The following is a 15,747-nucleotide window of genomic DNA, read 5'->3' as shown; positions in this document are numbered from 1 at the left end:
CGCTGCCTTTTGCGGCCCACTACTTTCCTCTCTGCCTATGCTTTCCAAATTCCTTTTTGCGTGCTTGCTCCTTAGTAGTGCCGCTTGTCATCGTACGCCCCCGCCTACTGCGGCCACGGCCTGCATCGACCTAGCCAAAATCCGCAAGGACGCTATGTGCCCCATGAACTACGACCCCGTGTGTGGCTGCGACGGCAAAACGTACTCCAATAGCTGTGCCGCCGACAACGCCGGCGTCACTAGCTACACTCCTGGTGCCTGTGCGGGCACGACTAATTAACCTCTTTCCTACCCTACCTATGTCTGAAAAACGCTATTTCCGCCAGCAAGCGCCCTTCCGGGTGCCCACCACCGATGGCAAGCTTATAGAGGAGCACATTGGCCTGGCCAGCACTCATACGCCGCAATATAGCGTGGCGCACATGGTGGCACCACCTCAATGGAGCGAGCCGCACCAAACGCCCGCCTTCGACGAAATCACGCTGATTGTGCGGGGCCGCAAACGCTTTGAAGTAGACGGCGACGTACTAGAGCTAGGCGCAGGAGAATCGCTTCTGATTAAAGCGGGCACTCGGGTGCGCTATTCCAATCCGTTTGCGGAGGAGTGCGAGTACTGGTCTATCTGCGTGCCCGCTTTCAACCCCGATACCGTGAACCGGGAAGCTGAGTAGCCGGCATCACGGAGTATATAGCCAGCTGATTGTTTTTGCCTTACTTAACGGGGTAAAGTATTACGGCTGAATGACAGTTGCGCGGTTCAGGTAGCTTTGCAGTAGCGTAACTATCTGATCGATAGTTTGTAGTCGACTGGCTGCATCTAGGCTACCGGGCTCCAACTGCACGATGCATTGCATCAATTCGTCATAGAAAAAGGTCCACACAGGAGCGGGGTTTTCTCCGTTGTGAAGCAAAGCCAGCCGCAATTGCAGCAGTTGCATAGCCAATGAAGCCAGATCGCGCAGGCGTTGTTGCTGGGCTTCGTCGAACAACCGAACCTCTCGCCCCGCAATGCCTAGCACGCCAATGTTGTAGCCCTCCGGCGTTTGCAACGGATGCCCTACGTAGAAGCGCAGGTGCAGCATCTCGTTGAGCAAGTCGGCTATAGGCGTAGGCAGTCCTACCTCGTTCAGGTTTTGAATAACAGTGGTTGTTTCCCGCAAAATGGTGACCGAGCATAAGCTCTGGTCGCGCGGTACACGCCGGGGCTCCGACAGCCCATACAGTGCCTTCATCCACACCGTGTCAGCATCCACAAACGACAGCATGGCTACGGGAGCGTCAAAAAGCAAGGCAACTAATTCGACAAACGCATCGAAAACGACATCTGGTAGTACATGCAACGCCCGAAAAGGCGCTAATGCTTGCAGCCTGTCTTCCTCATTGGATGGAATTAAACTATCTGGTAAGACCATCATGCGCGATATAGTACTGAGCTTTAATATATACGTAGTAATATATTATTCAGATGTATAGTTGAGTTTATCCTCTATTTTTTCAACCTATACAGAGATTCACCGAAGAGCAACGAATCCTAGTAAGCTGTACCCAGCAGTACGTAGTTATCCTAAAAAATGAAGTCTCTGAGAGGCTCTAGGCCAGCTACCAACAACCGACGCAGTGCCTCCCAAAGGCTTTAGGACGCAGACGTGCTCCTACCTATTTGCGAAAAGAACACGCCTATTTACCGAATTGCTGCTCCATGAACTGATAACGCGGCTGGGTTTTATCGGGCTCGGCTTGGGTCTTCACGTCGATGTGCAGCACCTGGCCGCTGCTGGCCTGGGGCCAGGTAGGCAGGCCGGCGCTATTGGGGTTGCCGGTTTTGATGAAATTAGAGAAGTACGTTTGAATGGTCTTAGACACCTTATAATCATCAGGTGTCCAGGCATATACCTTGTTGGTACCGAGGTTACCCATGGCGTATTCTATTTCGGCGGAGTGCACTGCTCCCTTGGCTGGGGGCGCCTTGGGTGCGTCGGCGGCTTGCTTCACTACCCCCCCGGCCAGGCCGGCGGTGGCGTTTCCCATTTCGGGCGTCATGGCGGGGCGGGGGCGGGCGTAGAGGTAGCGGTACACGGGCTGGCCGCCGGTTTTCTGCTGCATTTCGGCCCACTTCCAGGTGCTGTAGGCAATAAACCGGTCGCCGGCTAAATTGGTGGCGGCTTGCTCTACATCGGCGTCGGTGGCGGCAGGGTAGGCTTTCTGCGCGGCAGCGGCCTGGTTGCCGTATAGCTTCTGCAAGGCTTTGGTGTAGTTAGCTACCGTGGGCTTCTCCTGGCCCAGCACTGCCTGGTAGGCCATTTCCTGCGAGTTCCAGCCTACTAGCAGCGGCACGTGCGCCTGCTCTCCGGCGGCAAACGTAGCCGTGGGCATCTTGGTGAAGAAATATCCATCGAGGGTAGGCGCAAAACGAGCCACGCCCGGCTTGCCGGTAGCCTCCAGCAGTTGCTGGGCAGGTAGGGCGCGCAGCGCGGCCAGCGAGACAGCACCCAGGCTGGTAGCAAAAGCTACCCCGGCTTGCTCTACCTCGGCCAGCGGCAGCGGTCCGAAACCAGTGTTCAGCATGGAGCCACTTTCACCAATGGCCCGCGCAAACAGCGTTTTCGACAGCGGCGAGGCCATCTGCGCACTCACCGACATCGACCCGGCCGACTCGCCGGCAATGGTCACTTGCTTGGGGTCGCCACCGAAGGCGGCAATGTTTTGCTGCACCCAGCGCAGGGCCGCGCTCTGGTCCAGGAAGCCGTAGTTGCCGGAGGCGTGGTGGGGCGACTCTTTCGTCAGTTCGGGGTGTGCAAAGAAACCGAACACGCCTAGGCGGTAGTTGACCGTGACGGCCACAATGCCGCGCCGGGCCATGCTCTCGCCGTCGTAGCGCGGCTCGGAGCCGTCGCCGGCCACAAAGCCGCCGCCGTAGAAATACACCAGCACCGGCAGCTTTTCGCGGCCGGTTTTGGCGGGCGTCCATACGTTCAGGTAGAGGCAGTCTTCGCTCACGCCATCGGAGCGAAAGTTCATATCACCAAACAGCGGCAGCTGCATGGCGCGCGGTCCAAACTGCTTAGCAGGGCGCACGTTGGTCCAGTTTTTCACCGGCTGCGGCTCCCGCCAGCGCAGCTCGCCCACGGGCGGCGCAGCGAAGGGCACGCCCTTGAACTCGTGGATGCCGCTGGCGGCCGTGGTGCCTTCCAGCGGGCCGTTGGCTGTTTGCACGCGGTTGCTGGCGAGGCTGTTAGCCGCGGCCGTTTTGGTTTGTGCTACGGTGGTAGCGGGTAGCAGCGGCACCGTGAGCAGGGCGGCGAGAAGGAATACTTTCATAGGATGGGGTAGGGTAAGATCAGTAGATACGGGCAGCCAGTGGCTCCGTTTGCTGATGTTAGCAGGAATACGCAGCAAATGCAAATAAGCCGCCCCTGTATAAAACGCAGCTTGAGACAGGGAAATATAGCATTCTGCGTGACACTAGAACAGATTCGGAGTCAGTGTAGCTGTAGGAAGCAGAGACACCACATTTTGTATCTCGTCGTTGAGCACGTAAGCTGCTCTCATCAGCTTGCACAATGTCGGCCGGTGTCTCTACATACTAAACCCGAAGCTGCTCCAGGCTCGTGCGTGCTTTGGGGCAGGGCAACGGCCAGCAGCACTATCCCGGTTTATCCCTACCTTTTGCCGTCTACTGCCCTCGCCTTCTCACCTTTTGTTCTGTTGTCTATGGATCAGCGCATTATCAATCTGTTTGATGAATATACCCACGCCCCGCTCTCTCGCAAGGAGTTTCTGGAGCGCCTAACCAAGCTGGCTGGCAGCGCCGCCCTGGCCGCCACAGCGCTGGCTGCCTTGGAACCCGGCTACGCCCAAGCCGCCACTGTGGCCACCACCGCCGACGACCTGCTGACGGAAACCGTGACGTGGCCCGGCGCGGCCGGCGTGACCATGAAAGGCTACCTGGTGCAGCCCAAGAAAAAGAAGAAGCGCGGCGCGGTGGTGGTCATTCACGAAAACCGGGGGCTGACGCCGCACATTCAGGACGTGACGCGGCGCGTGGCCCAGGCCGGCTACCTGGCGTTGGGCGTAGATGCGCTGTCGGAGTTTGGTGGCACGCCGGCTAATGAAGACGAAGGCCGCACGCTCATCGGCAAGCTCGATGCGGAAAAAACGCTACAAAACTACCTGGCGGCCCTCACCTACCTGCGCCAGCGCCCCGACTGCAACGGCCGCACCGGCTGCGTGGGCTTTTGCTGGGGCGGCGCTATGGCCAACAAGCTCGCCACCCACGACCCCAAGCTGGACGTTGCCGTGGCCTACTACGGCACCCAGCCTAAGGCCGAGGACGTGCCCAACATCAAAGCCCACCTGCTGCTGCACTACGCCGGCCTCGACGAGCGGGTGAATGCCGGCATTCCGGCCTACGAAGCTGCCTTGAAAGTTGCCAACATTCCCTACCAGCTCTACGTGTACGAGGGCGTCAACCACGCTTTTAACAACGACACCTCCCCGGCCCGCTACAACGCCGAAGCTGCGCAGCTGGCCTGGCAGCGTACGTTGGAGCTGTTCAAAAAGCAGTTGACCTAACCTGTTCTTTTTATCTCTTGCAACACATGGGCTACCCCGAACAACCCCACCCTACCCCCTTCAAACGCTACTGCAAAGCCCTTAGCCTCAAACCAGATGCCGCCCTGTTGGCTACCTACCGGCAGCTGCACTCCCCCGAGGGCGTCTGGCCCGAAATTGCGCAGGGCATGCGGGAGGTAGGCATCCTGCACATGGAAATTTACCTACTCGATAATCAAGCCGTCATGATTATGGACACCGTGCCCGACTTCGACCACGACGCCGCTATGCAGGTGCTGGCCACCAAGCCCCGTCAGGCTGAGTGGGAGGCTGTAGTGTCGGCATGCCAGCAAACCACCGCCACGGCCACCGCCGCCGAAAAGTGGCGCCTGATGGAGCGCATCTATACCATGGACGCGTAGCCTCGGGCTACACATTGGCTGCTCTCACATTGCCCTACCCAACGTCTGGGGGTAGGGCAATGTGCGTTTTGGTACTTTCCTGATTGTTAAACTGCAGATTTTTTTCAGAGAAAATTCCGGTTTTCGAGGCGTGCTTAGCTTGTTCAGTAACCAGTATCTGCCGCAATCCTTCGGAGTTGCATTTAGCCCCGCAGCTGGAAATGCAGGCCCGCGCCACGTGTGCGGCAAGTGTATAGCCATAGTTGTGTATCGCTCGCTCAACGCATTTTCCATATCGTTCTGTAGGGTGTAGACTATTGTATTTTGTCCGGAAAGTTGAAATATTTGGTTGCTTTCGGCGCTGCGCTACCCTGCTTGATACCAGTGCCAGCCTGGGCTTCGGCCCCTACCAGTTCCGCCGCACCTGCCGGCTCCCTACCCTCGCTCTTTCTTTCCTTTCCACCACACATTCACTTTTATGAAAACCACCTTTACCAAACTTTTGGGGGCTGCCTTGTGCGTACTTGGCTCAACGGCGGTGCAGGCCCAAACCTACCAGCAGGTGTGGGCCGATGAATTTACTAACGGCATCAGCTCCAGCTGGAAATTTGAAACCGGCGGCGGCGGCTGGGGCAACAACGAGAAGCAGTACTACCAGGCCGCCAATGCCACGGTGGCCAACGGCATCCTGCAAATCACGGCCAAGAAGCAGACGGTAGGCGGCATGCCCTACACCTCGGCCCGCATGATTACTAAGGGCATCAAGGAGTTCACCTACGGCAAGATGGAGGCGCGCATTAAGGTGCCGCTAGGGCAGGGCCTGTGGCCGGCGTTCTGGATGCTGGGCGGCAACATCGACCAAGTAAGCTGGCCCCGTTGCGGCGAAATCGACGTGATGGAGCACATCAACTCCGAAAATAAGATTTACGGCACGCCGCACTGGGACAGCAACGGCCACGCCGAGTACGGCGGCAACACCACCCTCGACCTCTCGGGCTACCACGTGTACTCGGTGGAGTGGGACGCCAGCGCCATCCGCTGGTTTGTGGATGGTGTGAAGTACCATGAGATGAGCATTCTGAACAACGTGGGCAGCACCGAGGAATTTCACCGGCCGTTTTTCCTACTCCTGAACCTGGCCGTGGCCGGCAACTGGCCCGGCCAGACCGTAGATGAAAGCAAGCTGCCCGCCACCATGTACGTCGATTACGTGCGGGTGTACCAGAAAACCGGCGGTACCACGGCGCCTACCTCCACCACCATTCAGGCCGAAAGCTACGGCAGCATGAACGGCGTGCAGCTGGAAAACACCACCGACACGGGCGGCGGCCAGAACGTGGCCTACATCGACGCGGGCGACTGGATGGCCTACAACAACGTCAATTTCCCTACCTCCGGCTCTTACAAAATTGAGTACCGCGTGGCCAGCCCCAATGGCGCTACGCTGTCGTCAGATTTGAACGCGGGCTCCACCCAACTCGGCAACGTGAGCATTCCGGCCACGGGCGGCTGGCAGAACTGGACCACCGTCTCGCAAACCGTGAACGTGAATGCGGGCACCTACAACTTCGGCGTGTTTGCCCAAACCGGCGGCTGGAACTTCAACTGGCTGCGCATCACGAAGGTGACGACGGCCACCGCCAGCGCGGCCGCTACCGTCGCTGATGGCGGCACCGCCGCCTTGCCTACCTCGTTGAGCGTAGAGGTGTACCCCAACCCGCGGGCGGCGGGCGCGCCGCTGCTGCTGCGTCTGCAAAACCCCGACCCTACCTCTCCCCTCACAGTACGCGTGACCAACACCAACGGCCAGCAGGTGTGGCAGCAAACCACTTCCGAAAGTACGCTTGACTTGGGCAAGAAGGCCTCCCTACCCAGTGGCGTGTATATGGTGCAGGTGTCCAGCACAAAGGAGAAGGTAGTGAAGAAGCTGGTGGTGTTGTAAATATTCTCTTTCATCCTGAGCGGAGCGAAGACCTTTTCACGTCAGCACGAGTCATTGCTACAACGGGCGTGCTAACGTGAGAAGGTCCTTCGCTCCGCTCAGGATGACAAACGGCTATTAAAAAAGGCGGTCAAGTTGACCGCCTTTTTTGCTTTAACCCATAAGCAGTTGCCTACCGCTGGCCTACTGCTTTGGCAGTAGGGAGGGTTTTGCGGGGCAGCTTCTGGTCGCGCATGGCGGCGTTGTACACGAAGGTGGCTACTACCACCGAGGCCTGCTTGAGGTCTTCGGGGGGTAGGCGCTCGTAGGTGTCCATGTTGGTGTGGTGGGTGCGCGTGCCGTAATCGAGGGGGTCCTGGATGAACTGGAAGCCGGGCAGGCCCACAGCGTCGAAGGAGAGGTGGTCGGTGCCGCCGGTGGTGCGGGCCGTGACGGTGGTAGCGCCCAACTCGTTGAGGGGCTGGAGCCAGGAGGCGAAGATGGGCATCACGCTCTCGTTGCCCTGAGCATAGATGCCGCGGATTTTACCGGCGCCGTTGTCGAGGTTGAAGTAGGCCGCCAGCTTCTCGTGCTCGGGCTTGAGCTGCATGGTGGCGGGGTCGGCGAAGTGATTTTTTACGTAGTTCTTGGAGCCGTGCAGGCCTTCTTCTTCGGCGCTCCACAGCGCAATGCGAATGGTGCGGCGGGGCTTCACGTTCAGGGCTTCCAGGATGCGCACGGCCTCCATCATCACGGCGCAGCCGGCGGCGTTGTCGGTGGCTCCGGTGGCGGCGTGCCAAGAGTCAAGGTGGCCGCCCAGCATCACGATTTCGTTTTTCAGCTTCCGGTCGGTGCCGGGTATTTCGGCTACCACGTTGTAGCCCTTCAGGTCCTGGGTCTGAAACTTAGTCTTGGTTTCCAGTTCCACTTCCACCGGAATGCCGGCTTCTACCAACCGAATCATGCGCAGCTGGTCTTCGGTGGCCATTTCCAGCTCGGGCAGCACCGGCTGAGCATCGGCGGCGTAGGGGGCGCCGTTGCTGGTGAAGTAGGTGCCCGTGGCGCCGCCGCGGGGGTTGCTGAGCACGGCGGCAGCACCTTCGCTGATGAAGAACGGCGCCAGCTTGCTGCGCAGCGCGGCGCGGGCGCGCATAGCTTCACGCTGCTCATCGGTCATGGCGGGGCGGCGGGGGGCGGCGTCGGCGGCTACGGGTGCGGCCATTTTTTGCAGCTCCTCATCGGTGTAGCGACGGGCGTCAGGCTCCAGTCCCAGCTTGGGCATGGAGGTTACTTCGGTGATAATCACCTTATCGCGCAGCTGGCCTTTGTACTTCTCCAAATCAGCTTCCGAAGCCACTTTCACCAATACTACCGGCTTTTTGATGAGGCCGTTGGTAGAGGGCGTCCAGGCCTTGGGCGTGCCCAGCATGGCCTGGTAGTAGGGCTTGGTCATGGCCACGTAGGACTTCTCGATTTCCCAGCCCCGGCCAAAATCACCCCACGACTCGATATTGGCTTTGGCGAGCCCCCAATCGGTGAGCTGCTTTTTGGCCCACTCGCTGGCGCGCATCAGGCCGGGCGAGTTGGCAAGGCGCGGGCCGCTCACATCGGTCAGGTAGAAGGCCGTTTCCATCACTTTGGAGCGGTTCATGCCTTCGTCTTTGATCTTGGCGACCATGGCTTGGTCTACCTTTTCGGCCTGTTGCGCCAGCGCCGGGGCGCTGCCCGCCAGCACGCCCAGCAAGGGTAGTACTACGTTTTTCATACTCTCTGCGAAGAATGGTTTTGGAACAGAACGCGGCGCACGGTGGCCGCGGATGGAGGAGGGACACAACTACCGGCGCTACGGTTGCGCCGGACTGCTTTCGGTGGCCGGCAACGTGATGCAGAACTCCGTGAACCGCCCTACCTCGCTCTCGACCGTGAGCGTGCCGCCATGGCCCCGCGTAATAATATCGTAGCTCAATGACAGGCCCAGCCCCGTGCCTTCGCCGGCGGGCTTGGTGGTGAAGAAGCGCTGGAAGATGTTGGGCAAATCGGCCGCTGGAATACCTAGCCCGTTGTCGCGCACCCGAAGCTCTACCTGCCCCGCGGTGCGCCGGGTACTCAGCTTCACCTGCGGCACGAACTCTTCGCCATATTGCTGCTGCTGACGTTGCTGCACGGCGTAGAAGGCATTGCTGAACAAGCCGATGAGCGCCCGGCCCAGGTCGTGGCGCACGGCGGGCACGCTGCCCACGGCCGGGTCCAGCTCAAAGAACAAAGCCACCGACAGGTAGCGGTGCTTGGCGCGCAAGTCGTGGTAGGTGATGCGCAGGTAGTCTTCCGCAAATCCGTTGAGGGCCGTGGGCTGGCGCGGACCCGGCTGGGCGCTGGCATATTCCAGCATGCCGCGCACAATCACATCGGCCCGCTGGCCGGCCTGCACAATATTGGTCTGATGCTGGGCCAGGTTTTGCAGCATCTCATCCAGGTACTCCCCATCTTCGAGGTAGGGGGTGCACCGGGAAAACTCGTTGCGCAGCTCCTGGCACAACTGCTCGCTGACACCGGCCAGCTCGCGCACGCGCTGCACCGGGCGGCGCACCTCCTGGGCCACGCCGTTCATGAGGTCGCCCAGGGCGGCCATTCGCTCGCGCAATACCAGCTGGCTTTGGGCTATTTTTAGCTCTTGCAGGGTACGACCCAGTTCGTCGCGCTGCTGGGTAAGCTCGGTGGCTTGCCGCGAGATTTTCGCGTTGAGCCCTTGTAGATACCGGTTGGCAAGGCGCTGCACCCGGACTCTGCGCCAGAGCAGTAAAGTAACCAGTGCCAGCACGCTCACCACCGCCACCAGCACCGCTATCCGCACGTGCTGTTGCAGCTGCACTTGCTTTTCCTCCAGGAGTTGCAGGCGTTGCTGCTCGGCAAACCCAATAGCATCCAGCTGCTTGATGCGCCGCGGGTCGTGCAGACTATCAGCGGCCATCGCCATAACGCGCATGTACTTGAGGGTGCTGTCGTTTTGCCCGCGGTCAGTGAACACATCGGCCAGCAGCTTACTATTGCGCATCACGCCTACCATAAACGGCAATGACTGCCCTACTGCCAGGGCCTTGCGGGCGTAGTAGATGCTGGAATCGGGCTGCTGGCGGAGTTGGTACAGCTCGGCCAGGTACTGGTAGGCGCGGCTCTGGCTGCGCCGGTCGTTTTCGGGTACGGCCGCCCGGGCGCTCAGATGGTAGTAGCGGATAGCTTTTTCGGGCTGTCCCTGCATGCTGGCCAGCAGCCCCATTTCGCGCAGCACGTAGGGCAAGGGGTTGCCCCAACTGCTTTGCCTTACCGTACGCGAGCGAGCCGTCAGACTATAAGCGCGCCGCAGAAACACCCCGGCCGAGTCCAGCCGATTCAGCAGCATGTAGCTGGTGCCGATGTTGGCAAGTACGCTGATTAGCTGCGACTCATCGCCAACACCCTGCTCATAAATGCGCTGCGCCCGGAAGAAGTAGTCCAGCGCGGGGCGGCCATCGTCGAGGGCGTAGTAGAGTAGGCCGGTTTGGTTGAGGGTGCGGGCGGTGCCTTCCTGGTCGTGGCTGGCTTCGTTGAGGCGCAGGGCTTGCAGGTTTACGCGCAGGGCTTGGGGTAGATTGCCCCACTCACCCAGCAGCATCCCCATGCGCGACAGGCACCTACCCTCCCCTTTGGGGTAGGGCAGCTGCCGGGCCAAGCGCAGCCCCTGCCGGGCGTAGTATTGCACCGAGTCGAGGTGGGAGTAGCGGTAGGAAGCGCTGAGGTCGGCCAGCAGCAGCACCCGGCTGGTATCGGTGGTGGCGCGGGCCAGGGCTTGGTGTAGGGGCTGCGTTTGCGGGCTTTGCGCCCGCACGGTACCCAGTAGCAACGTCGCCCACCAGCACAAAAAAAGTAGACGTTGCTTCATACGCAAACAGCAAGTAGACAACAGAGAGAAGACGCAGCTCGGCAGTAGCAAGATAGGCGGATAGCGTAGTAAAAATAGTGCAGTTGACCGCCTGAACCGTATTTTGCGCCGTTGATTTTGCGGTATTCCTGAAAATTCCCTGACAACTACTACCACATGAGAAAACTGCTACTAGTAGCCGCAGGCGTGCTGGGTTCCTGGCCGACCGTTCAGGCGCAGAAATTATCGGCTACGGAACAGAAAATTGTGGCCTCGGTGCAGCGCCACCTACCCCAGACCGAGCAGCTGCTGGAGCAGGTAGTGAACATCAACAGCGGCACTCTGAACCTGCAAGGCGTGCGGCAGGTAGGCGACGTCTTTCGGAAGGAATTTGATGCCCTGGGTTTCGAAACGGAGTGGGTGCCCATGCCCGCCGAGATGAACCGCGCCGGCCACCTGGTGGCCCGGCGCACCGGCAAAAAGGGCAAGAAGCTGCTGCTTATCGGTCACCTCGACACGGTGTTCGAGCCGGATATGCCCTTCACCAAGTTCACCCGCCTCAACGACTCCACCGCCACCGGTCAGGGCGTGAACGATATGAAGGGCGGCGACGTCATTATCCTGGCGGCGCTGCAAGCCTTGCAGGAAAACGGGCTGCTGAACAACACCACCATCACCGCCTACTTCACCGGCGACGAGGAGCGCGGGGGCAAAGGCGAGGCTGCCCGCGCCGACTTTATTACCAAGGCCAAAGCCTCGGATGTGGCGCTGGCGTTTGAGTCGGCGGCGGGGCTGCACACGGTGGCCACGGCCCGGCGCGGCAGCAGCAGTTGGCAGCTGAAGACCTACGGGCAGGCGGCACACTCATCGGGCATTTTCAAGCCCTCGGTGGGCGACGGCGCCATCTACGAGGCGGCGCGCATTCTGAATGCGTTTCGGGAGCAGCTGAGCCAGGAACAGTACCTCACCTTCAACCCCGGCTTGATTGTGGGCGGCTCGGAGGTGGAATACAACGAAACCAAGGCCTACGGCGAGGTAGTTGGCAAAACCAACATCATTGCCCCGCAGGCTAACGTGGCCGGCGACCTGCGCTTTCTTACCGAGGAGCAAAAGGAAAACGCCCGCGTCAAGATGCGCGCCATCGTGGCCCAATCCCTACCCCAAACCCGCGCCGAAATCACCTTCGCCGACGGCCTACCCGGTATGCCCCCTACCCCCGGCAACCAGCGCCTCGCCGACCTCACCGACCAGGTGAGCCGCGACCTGGGCCTCGGCCCCGTGCAAGCCGGCGACCCTGGCTCCCGCGGCGCCGGCGACATCTCCATCGTGGCGCAATACCTCGATTGCCTCGACGGCCTCGGCGCCTCCGGCAAAGGCGCCCACGCCCCCGGCGAAACCATTAATACCCGCGAGTTTCCGCTGCTAGTGCAGCGCGCGGCGCTGATGATTTACCGGCTGACGCGGTAATATAAATTCCTTAACGGCACACATTTGCAAATAGAATACAGAACTTATATCTTATTTATGTTTAAAAGACACTATCTAATATACTTATCTACTTTATTTATAGGATGCAATAATCAGAAGCCTGATACAGCAGTTAATGATTTTATAAAGAACACCCAGCCTGTTAAAATAAAGTTAATCAAAAACTTAGGTTTTGTTACGATGCGCGTACCTAATACGTACAACACACTCCTAACGTGGACATCATTATCTGACTGTACGGAATGCGGCACTGTAAAATACCGTTTGCAACCCAAAGATTTACCTATAGCTAAAGAGAGTGGCTTTATACCGTTTCCACATCCACCTAAAGACTCAATAAATCAACTTACTATTTATCATGACGATTTCTTGTACCCAAATGCAATAATTAGTAATTCAGTAGACAGAATAACCAAATTGCATAAGGCAAGTAAAAGAGCTTTTATTGAGAAAATGCGCCTTAAAACAGATGGTCAAATAAAAAGACACATTCCCTGGGACTCTGTAGAAAATATTAATGGTCGATTCTTTTCTATTATAGAAACAAATGAATTCGATTCTACAAGAAATCAATACATAAAAACACTTTTTGGCGAGACGTCTATAAGCAAAACATCTATCAAATTTCGTTATGAGCTGTTAACTATGAATAACGATTCTACAACTATTCATTTCTTTGAGAATGCAAGAAATCTCATTAGAACTATCCGCATCATAGAGAGTAAGTGACGTGTATTTCTATATTGACTTTATAACCTAAATAACCCTACGCCCCGCGCCCGCGTCTAATCGGCTACCTTTCCCTCCAAGCCGATTCACATGAGCCTCTGGCAGATTATTCAACGTCTCCTCCCCTACGTCCGGCCCTACTGGCGGCTGGTACTGGGCACCTTGTTACTTACATTGGTCGGGTCGCTGGCGGCGCAGGTGAATCCATTTGTGCTGCGCTACACCGTGGATACGGTGCAGGGCATGCTCAACCGCAATCAAGCGCTGGCTCAGGGCGCTACGCTGCTGGGCGGCATCAGCGCGGTGCTGCTGGTGAAGGAGGTGGTGAATGCGTTTATCCAGTTCGGGCAGAAGTTCTACGGGGAGCGGATTCGCATCAGCATTTCCACTACCCTCTCGCAGGCCGCTATTCATAAGATATTGAGCTACCAGCTAGGCTTTTACGCCAGCGGCGGCAACCAGACGGGCAAGCTCCAGACGCGCATCGACCGGGGCGTGGAGAGCCTGATGAAGCTGGTGCAAAACTTCTTCATCGATATTCTGCCGCTGTTTGCCAATGCCGTGGTGGCGCTGGTAGTGATGTTTCTGGCCAACGTGTACGTGGGGCTCACGGCGGTGCTCATCCTACCCATCTACTTCTGGCTCAGCTACGCCCAAGCCGATAAGCTCAACGGGGTGCGCCGCACGCTGCGCCGCCTGCGCGAGGAGAAAAACCAGGGCCTCGTCAACATCATCGACTCGGCGGTGGTGATTAAGAGCTTTGTGCGCGAGGATTACGAGGAGGAAAAACAAAACGGCCTGCAGGAGCAGCTGGTGACGGCCCAGCTCCAAACGCGCAAAACCAACTTCCTCTACGACGGCCTCAAAACCTTTGTGGAGCAGGTAGGCGTGGTGCTCATCATCATCCTGACCGCCTACCTGGTGCTCGACCGCCAGATCAGCATCGGGGCCATTATGTTCCATATTCTGCTGTTCAACAACGTGTCGGCGCCCATCCGGCAGCTGCACCGCATCTACGACGAGATGAACGACGCCCTTACCTACTCCGAGGGCTTCTTCAGCATCCTCGACGCCGCGGACCAGACCGAGCCCACCGGCCAACTACTACCCGACCACCTGCGCGGCACCTTCGAGCTGCGCGACGTGTCGTTTACCTACCCCAGCGGCACGGCGGCCCTGCACGGAGTGAATATGCGCATTGAGGCTGGCAAGACCACGGCGCTGGTGGGCTTGTCGGGCGCGGGCAAGAGTACTATCATCAACCTGCTCTGCAAATTCTACACGCCCGACAGCGGCACGCTCACCCTCGACGGCCAGCCTCTGCGCGATTACGACACCCACGCCCTGCGCCAGAGCCTGGGACTGGTGCTTCAGAAAAACCACATTTTCAAGGGTACCATTGAGGAGAACATCCGCTATGGCAACTTTGCGGCGAGCTTCGAGCAGGTGCAGGCCGCCGCCCGCAGCGCCTACCTCCACGACCAGATTGTGGCCCTACCCCACCAGTACCAAAGCGACGCCCAACAGCTCTCGGGCGGGCAGCAGCAGCGCATTGCCATTGCCCGGCTGTTCCTGAAAAACCCGCCCATCATCTTCCTCGACGAGCCCACGGCCTCCCTCGACGCCATTGCCACCGAGCAAATCAAGAACTCCCTCGATGCCATCAAGCAGGGCCGCACAGTAGTTATCATTTCCCACAGCCTCGCCCAAATCGTGGATTCGGACTGCATCTACGTGATGAAGCAGGGCCGCATGGTGGAAAGCGGCACCCACGACGAGCTATACGATGTGAAAGGGACGTACCGCGAAATCTTCGACGCCTCGGCCCGGAGCCTGAATATTGAGAAGCTGGCGCGGGTGCTGGTGGATGATGGGGATGAGGTGGCGGATACGGTGGGGTGATATATATTTGAGTTTATCATTTAAAACTTAGATAGAATGGCTGTAAATAAAGAACTGTGGCTTACTCCTAATATAACAGATGATAGTTGTCCTGAGTGGATCTGCCCTACTTGCAGCAAAGGAATTTTAATCGTGGAAGATAAAACAATACAAAAATTTGAAACTAAAGAATCTCTTCAGGATCGAGACCATCCAGACTGGGAGCCTTATTGGATAAGATACACATTTGCCGCGCCACTAAAATGCAACAATACAAAGTGTAAAGACACCGTATTTGTTACTGGGACGGGTAGTGTGGAAGAAGGATATCAGGAGATAGATGAAGATTGGTATTCACAATACTATGATTCATTTAAACCTATTTTCTTTACATTAAGTCCGAACATTTTCACTATAGAGGAAGCCTGCCCAACACTGATACAATCAGAAATTAAAAAGTCATTTTCATTATTTTTTTGTGACACCCATTCTTGTGCAAATAAAATTAGAGCTTCGATTGAACTCTTAATGAACGAATTTAAAATACCAAGTACAAAAATACAGGGAAAGAAAAGAATATCTCTTTCACTACATGCTAGAATAGTCAAGTTTGGAATTAAATATCCTGAATCCACAAACGCTCTTTTAGCGATTAAATGGATAGGCAATGCCGGCAGTCATATTTCTGATGTAGAAAAAAGTGACCTCATTGATGCGTATGATATACTTGAGTATGTGTTAAATAAAATATTTAGTAAAAATACAAAGGAAATAAATAAAGTTATTAAAGAAATTAATAAAAGAAAAGCTCCTAGATCTAAAAACAAAAGAAATGATGCTTTACCACCGCCGTTTTAGTAATAAATGAAGATATAGTAGCG

13 protein-coding genes are annotated in these 15,747 nt (G+C 57.3%); 9 read left to right on the top strand and 4 right to left on the bottom strand.

Going from position 1 to position 15,747, the window contains the following annotated elements; all coding sequences use genetic code 11:
- Positions 1 to 37 precede the first annotated feature (37 nt).
- Both H8B15_RS07830 and H8B15_RS07825 read left to right on the top strand, forming a co-directional pair.
- Positions 38 to 280, top strand: a complete 243-nt coding sequence (locus tag H8B15_RS07830; protein ID WP_187319106.1) for a Kazal-type serine protease inhibitor domain-containing protein — start codon at positions 38 to 40, stop codon at positions 278 to 280.
- A 19-nt stretch (positions 281 to 299) separates the two neighbouring features.
- The gene (locus H8B15_RS07825; RefSeq protein ID WP_187319105.1) at positions 300 to 671 is read left to right on the top strand and encodes a cupin domain-containing protein; all 372 of its coding nucleotides are present in this window, start codon (positions 300 to 302) and stop codon (positions 669 to 671) included.
- 60 nt (positions 672 to 731) lie between these two features.
- On the opposite strand, the gene H8B15_RS07820 is transcribed toward H8B15_RS07825, so the two are convergent.
- Together H8B15_RS07820 and H8B15_RS07815 are read right to left on the bottom strand one after the other, a co-directional pair.
- Positions 732 to 1,415 carry a GAF domain-containing protein gene (locus H8B15_RS07820; protein ID WP_187319104.1) on the bottom strand — a complete coding sequence of 228 codons (684 nt, stop codon included), beginning with the start codon at positions 1,413 to 1,415 and terminating at the stop codon, positions 732 to 734.
- A 262-nt stretch (positions 1,416 to 1,677) separates the two neighbouring features.
- Entirely contained in the window at positions 1,678 to 3,318 is a 1,641-nt protein-coding gene (locus H8B15_RS07815; RefSeq protein ID WP_187319103.1) for a carboxylesterase/lipase family protein, read from the bottom strand.
- A gap of 393 nt (positions 3,319 to 3,711) precedes the next feature.
- Between H8B15_RS07815 and H8B15_RS07810 the strand changes: the two genes are divergently transcribed.
- From H8B15_RS07810 to H8B15_RS07800, 3 genes are all read left to right on the top strand, one after another.
- A complete protein-coding gene (locus H8B15_RS07810; protein ID WP_187319102.1) occupies positions 3,712 to 4,572 on the top strand; it encodes a dienelactone hydrolase family protein in 861 nt (286 codons plus the stop codon).
- Between the two features lie 26 nt (positions 4,573 to 4,598).
- Positions 4,599 to 4,973 (top strand): L-rhamnose mutarotase, encoded by a 375-nt coding sequence (locus tag H8B15_RS07805; protein ID WP_187319101.1) that lies wholly within the window; start codon positions 4,599 to 4,601, stop codon positions 4,971 to 4,973.
- A gap of 457 nt (positions 4,974 to 5,430) precedes the next feature.
- Complete coding sequence (locus H8B15_RS07800; RefSeq protein ID WP_187319100.1) at positions 5,431 to 6,894, top strand: carbohydrate-binding protein; 1,464 nt, start codon at positions 5,431 to 5,433, stop codon at positions 6,892 to 6,894.
- Positions 6,895 to 7,066: 172 nt separating this feature from the next.
- Here H8B15_RS07800 and H8B15_RS07795 read toward each other — a convergent pair whose 3' ends face one another.
- Both H8B15_RS07795 and H8B15_RS07790 read right to left on the bottom strand, forming a co-directional pair.
- Entirely contained in the window at positions 7,067 to 8,638 is a 1,572-nt protein-coding gene (locus tag H8B15_RS07795) for a M28 family metallopeptidase (RefSeq protein WP_187319099.1), read from the bottom strand.
- 78 nt (positions 8,639 to 8,716) lie between these two features.
- Entirely contained in the window at positions 8,717 to 10,789 is a 2,073-nt protein-coding gene (locus H8B15_RS07790) for an ATP-binding protein (protein ID WP_187319098.1), read from the bottom strand.
- A gap of 156 nt (positions 10,790 to 10,945) precedes the next feature.
- Here H8B15_RS07790 and H8B15_RS07785 point away from each other — a divergent pair, with 156 nt between their 5' ends.
- The 4 genes from H8B15_RS07785 to H8B15_RS07770 all read left to right on the top strand — a co-directional run bounded on the left by H8B15_RS07785 (position 10,946) and on the right by H8B15_RS07770 (position 15,724).
- The gene (locus H8B15_RS07785) at positions 10,946 to 12,235 is read left to right on the top strand and encodes a M20/M25/M40 family metallo-hydrolase (protein WP_187319097.1); all 1,290 of its coding nucleotides are present in this window, start codon (positions 10,946 to 10,948) and stop codon (positions 12,233 to 12,235) included.
- Between the two features lie 57 nt (positions 12,236 to 12,292).
- Entirely contained in the window at positions 12,293 to 12,985 is a 693-nt protein-coding gene (locus H8B15_RS07780; RefSeq protein WP_187319096.1) for a hypothetical protein, read from the top strand.
- Between the two features lie 90 nt (positions 12,986 to 13,075).
- The gene (locus H8B15_RS07775) at positions 13,076 to 14,887 is read left to right on the top strand and encodes an ABC transporter ATP-binding protein (protein WP_187319095.1); all 1,812 of its coding nucleotides are present in this window, start codon (positions 13,076 to 13,078) and stop codon (positions 14,885 to 14,887) included.
- Between the two features lie 36 nt (positions 14,888 to 14,923).
- Positions 14,924 to 15,724 carry a DUF4145 domain-containing protein gene (locus H8B15_RS07770; protein ID WP_187319094.1) on the top strand — a complete coding sequence of 267 codons (801 nt, stop codon included), beginning with the start codon at positions 14,924 to 14,926 and terminating at the stop codon, positions 15,722 to 15,724.
- Positions 15,725 to 15,747: the final 23 nt, after the last annotated feature.

Source organism: Hymenobacter citatus (assembly GCF_014333615.1).
GTDB classification, from domain to species: Bacteria; Bacteroidota; Bacteroidia; order Cytophagales; family Hymenobacteraceae; genus Hymenobacter; species Hymenobacter citatus.
This window is presented reverse-complemented; position numbering and strand designations above follow the sequence as displayed.

Coding starts and splice junctions, on each gene's coding strand:
- H8B15_RS07810 (WP_187319102.1), top strand. CDS start 3,712: ATGGATCAGCGCATTATCAATCTGTTTGATGAATATACCCACGCCCCG.
- H8B15_RS07780 (WP_187319096.1), top strand. CDS start 12,293: ATGTTTAAAAGACACTATCTAATATACTTATCTACTTTATTTATAGGA.
- H8B15_RS07815 (WP_187319103.1), bottom strand. CDS start 3,318: ATGAAAGTATTCCTTCTCGCCGCCCTGCTCACGGTGCCGCTGCTACCC.
- H8B15_RS07820 (WP_187319104.1), bottom strand. CDS start 1,415: ATGATGGTCTTACCAGATAGTTTAATTCCATCCAATGAGGAAGACAGG.
- H8B15_RS07795 (WP_187319099.1), bottom strand. CDS start 8,638: ATGAAAAACGTAGTACTACCCTTGCTGGGCGTGCTGGCGGGCAGCGCC.
- H8B15_RS07830 (WP_187319106.1), top strand. CDS start 38: ATGCTTTCCAAATTCCTTTTTGCGTGCTTGCTCCTTAGTAGTGCCGCT.
- H8B15_RS07790 (WP_187319098.1), bottom strand. CDS start 10,789: ATGAAGCAACGTCTACTTTTTTTGTGCTGGTGGGCGACGTTGCTACTG.
- H8B15_RS07770 (WP_187319094.1), top strand. CDS start 14,924: ATGGCTGTAAATAAAGAACTGTGGCTTACTCCTAATATAACAGATGAT.
- H8B15_RS07775 (WP_187319095.1), top strand. CDS start 13,076: ATGAGCCTCTGGCAGATTATTCAACGTCTCCTCCCCTACGTCCGGCCC.
- H8B15_RS07785 (WP_187319097.1), top strand. CDS start 10,946: ATGAGAAAACTGCTACTAGTAGCCGCAGGCGTGCTGGGTTCCTGGCCG.
- H8B15_RS07800 (WP_187319100.1), top strand. CDS start 5,431: ATGAAAACCACCTTTACCAAACTTTTGGGGGCTGCCTTGTGCGTACTT.
- H8B15_RS07805 (WP_187319101.1), top strand. CDS start 4,599: ATGGGCTACCCCGAACAACCCCACCCTACCCCCTTCAAACGCTACTGC.
- H8B15_RS07825 (WP_187319105.1), top strand. CDS start 300: ATGTCTGAAAAACGCTATTTCCGCCAGCAAGCGCCCTTCCGGGTGCCC.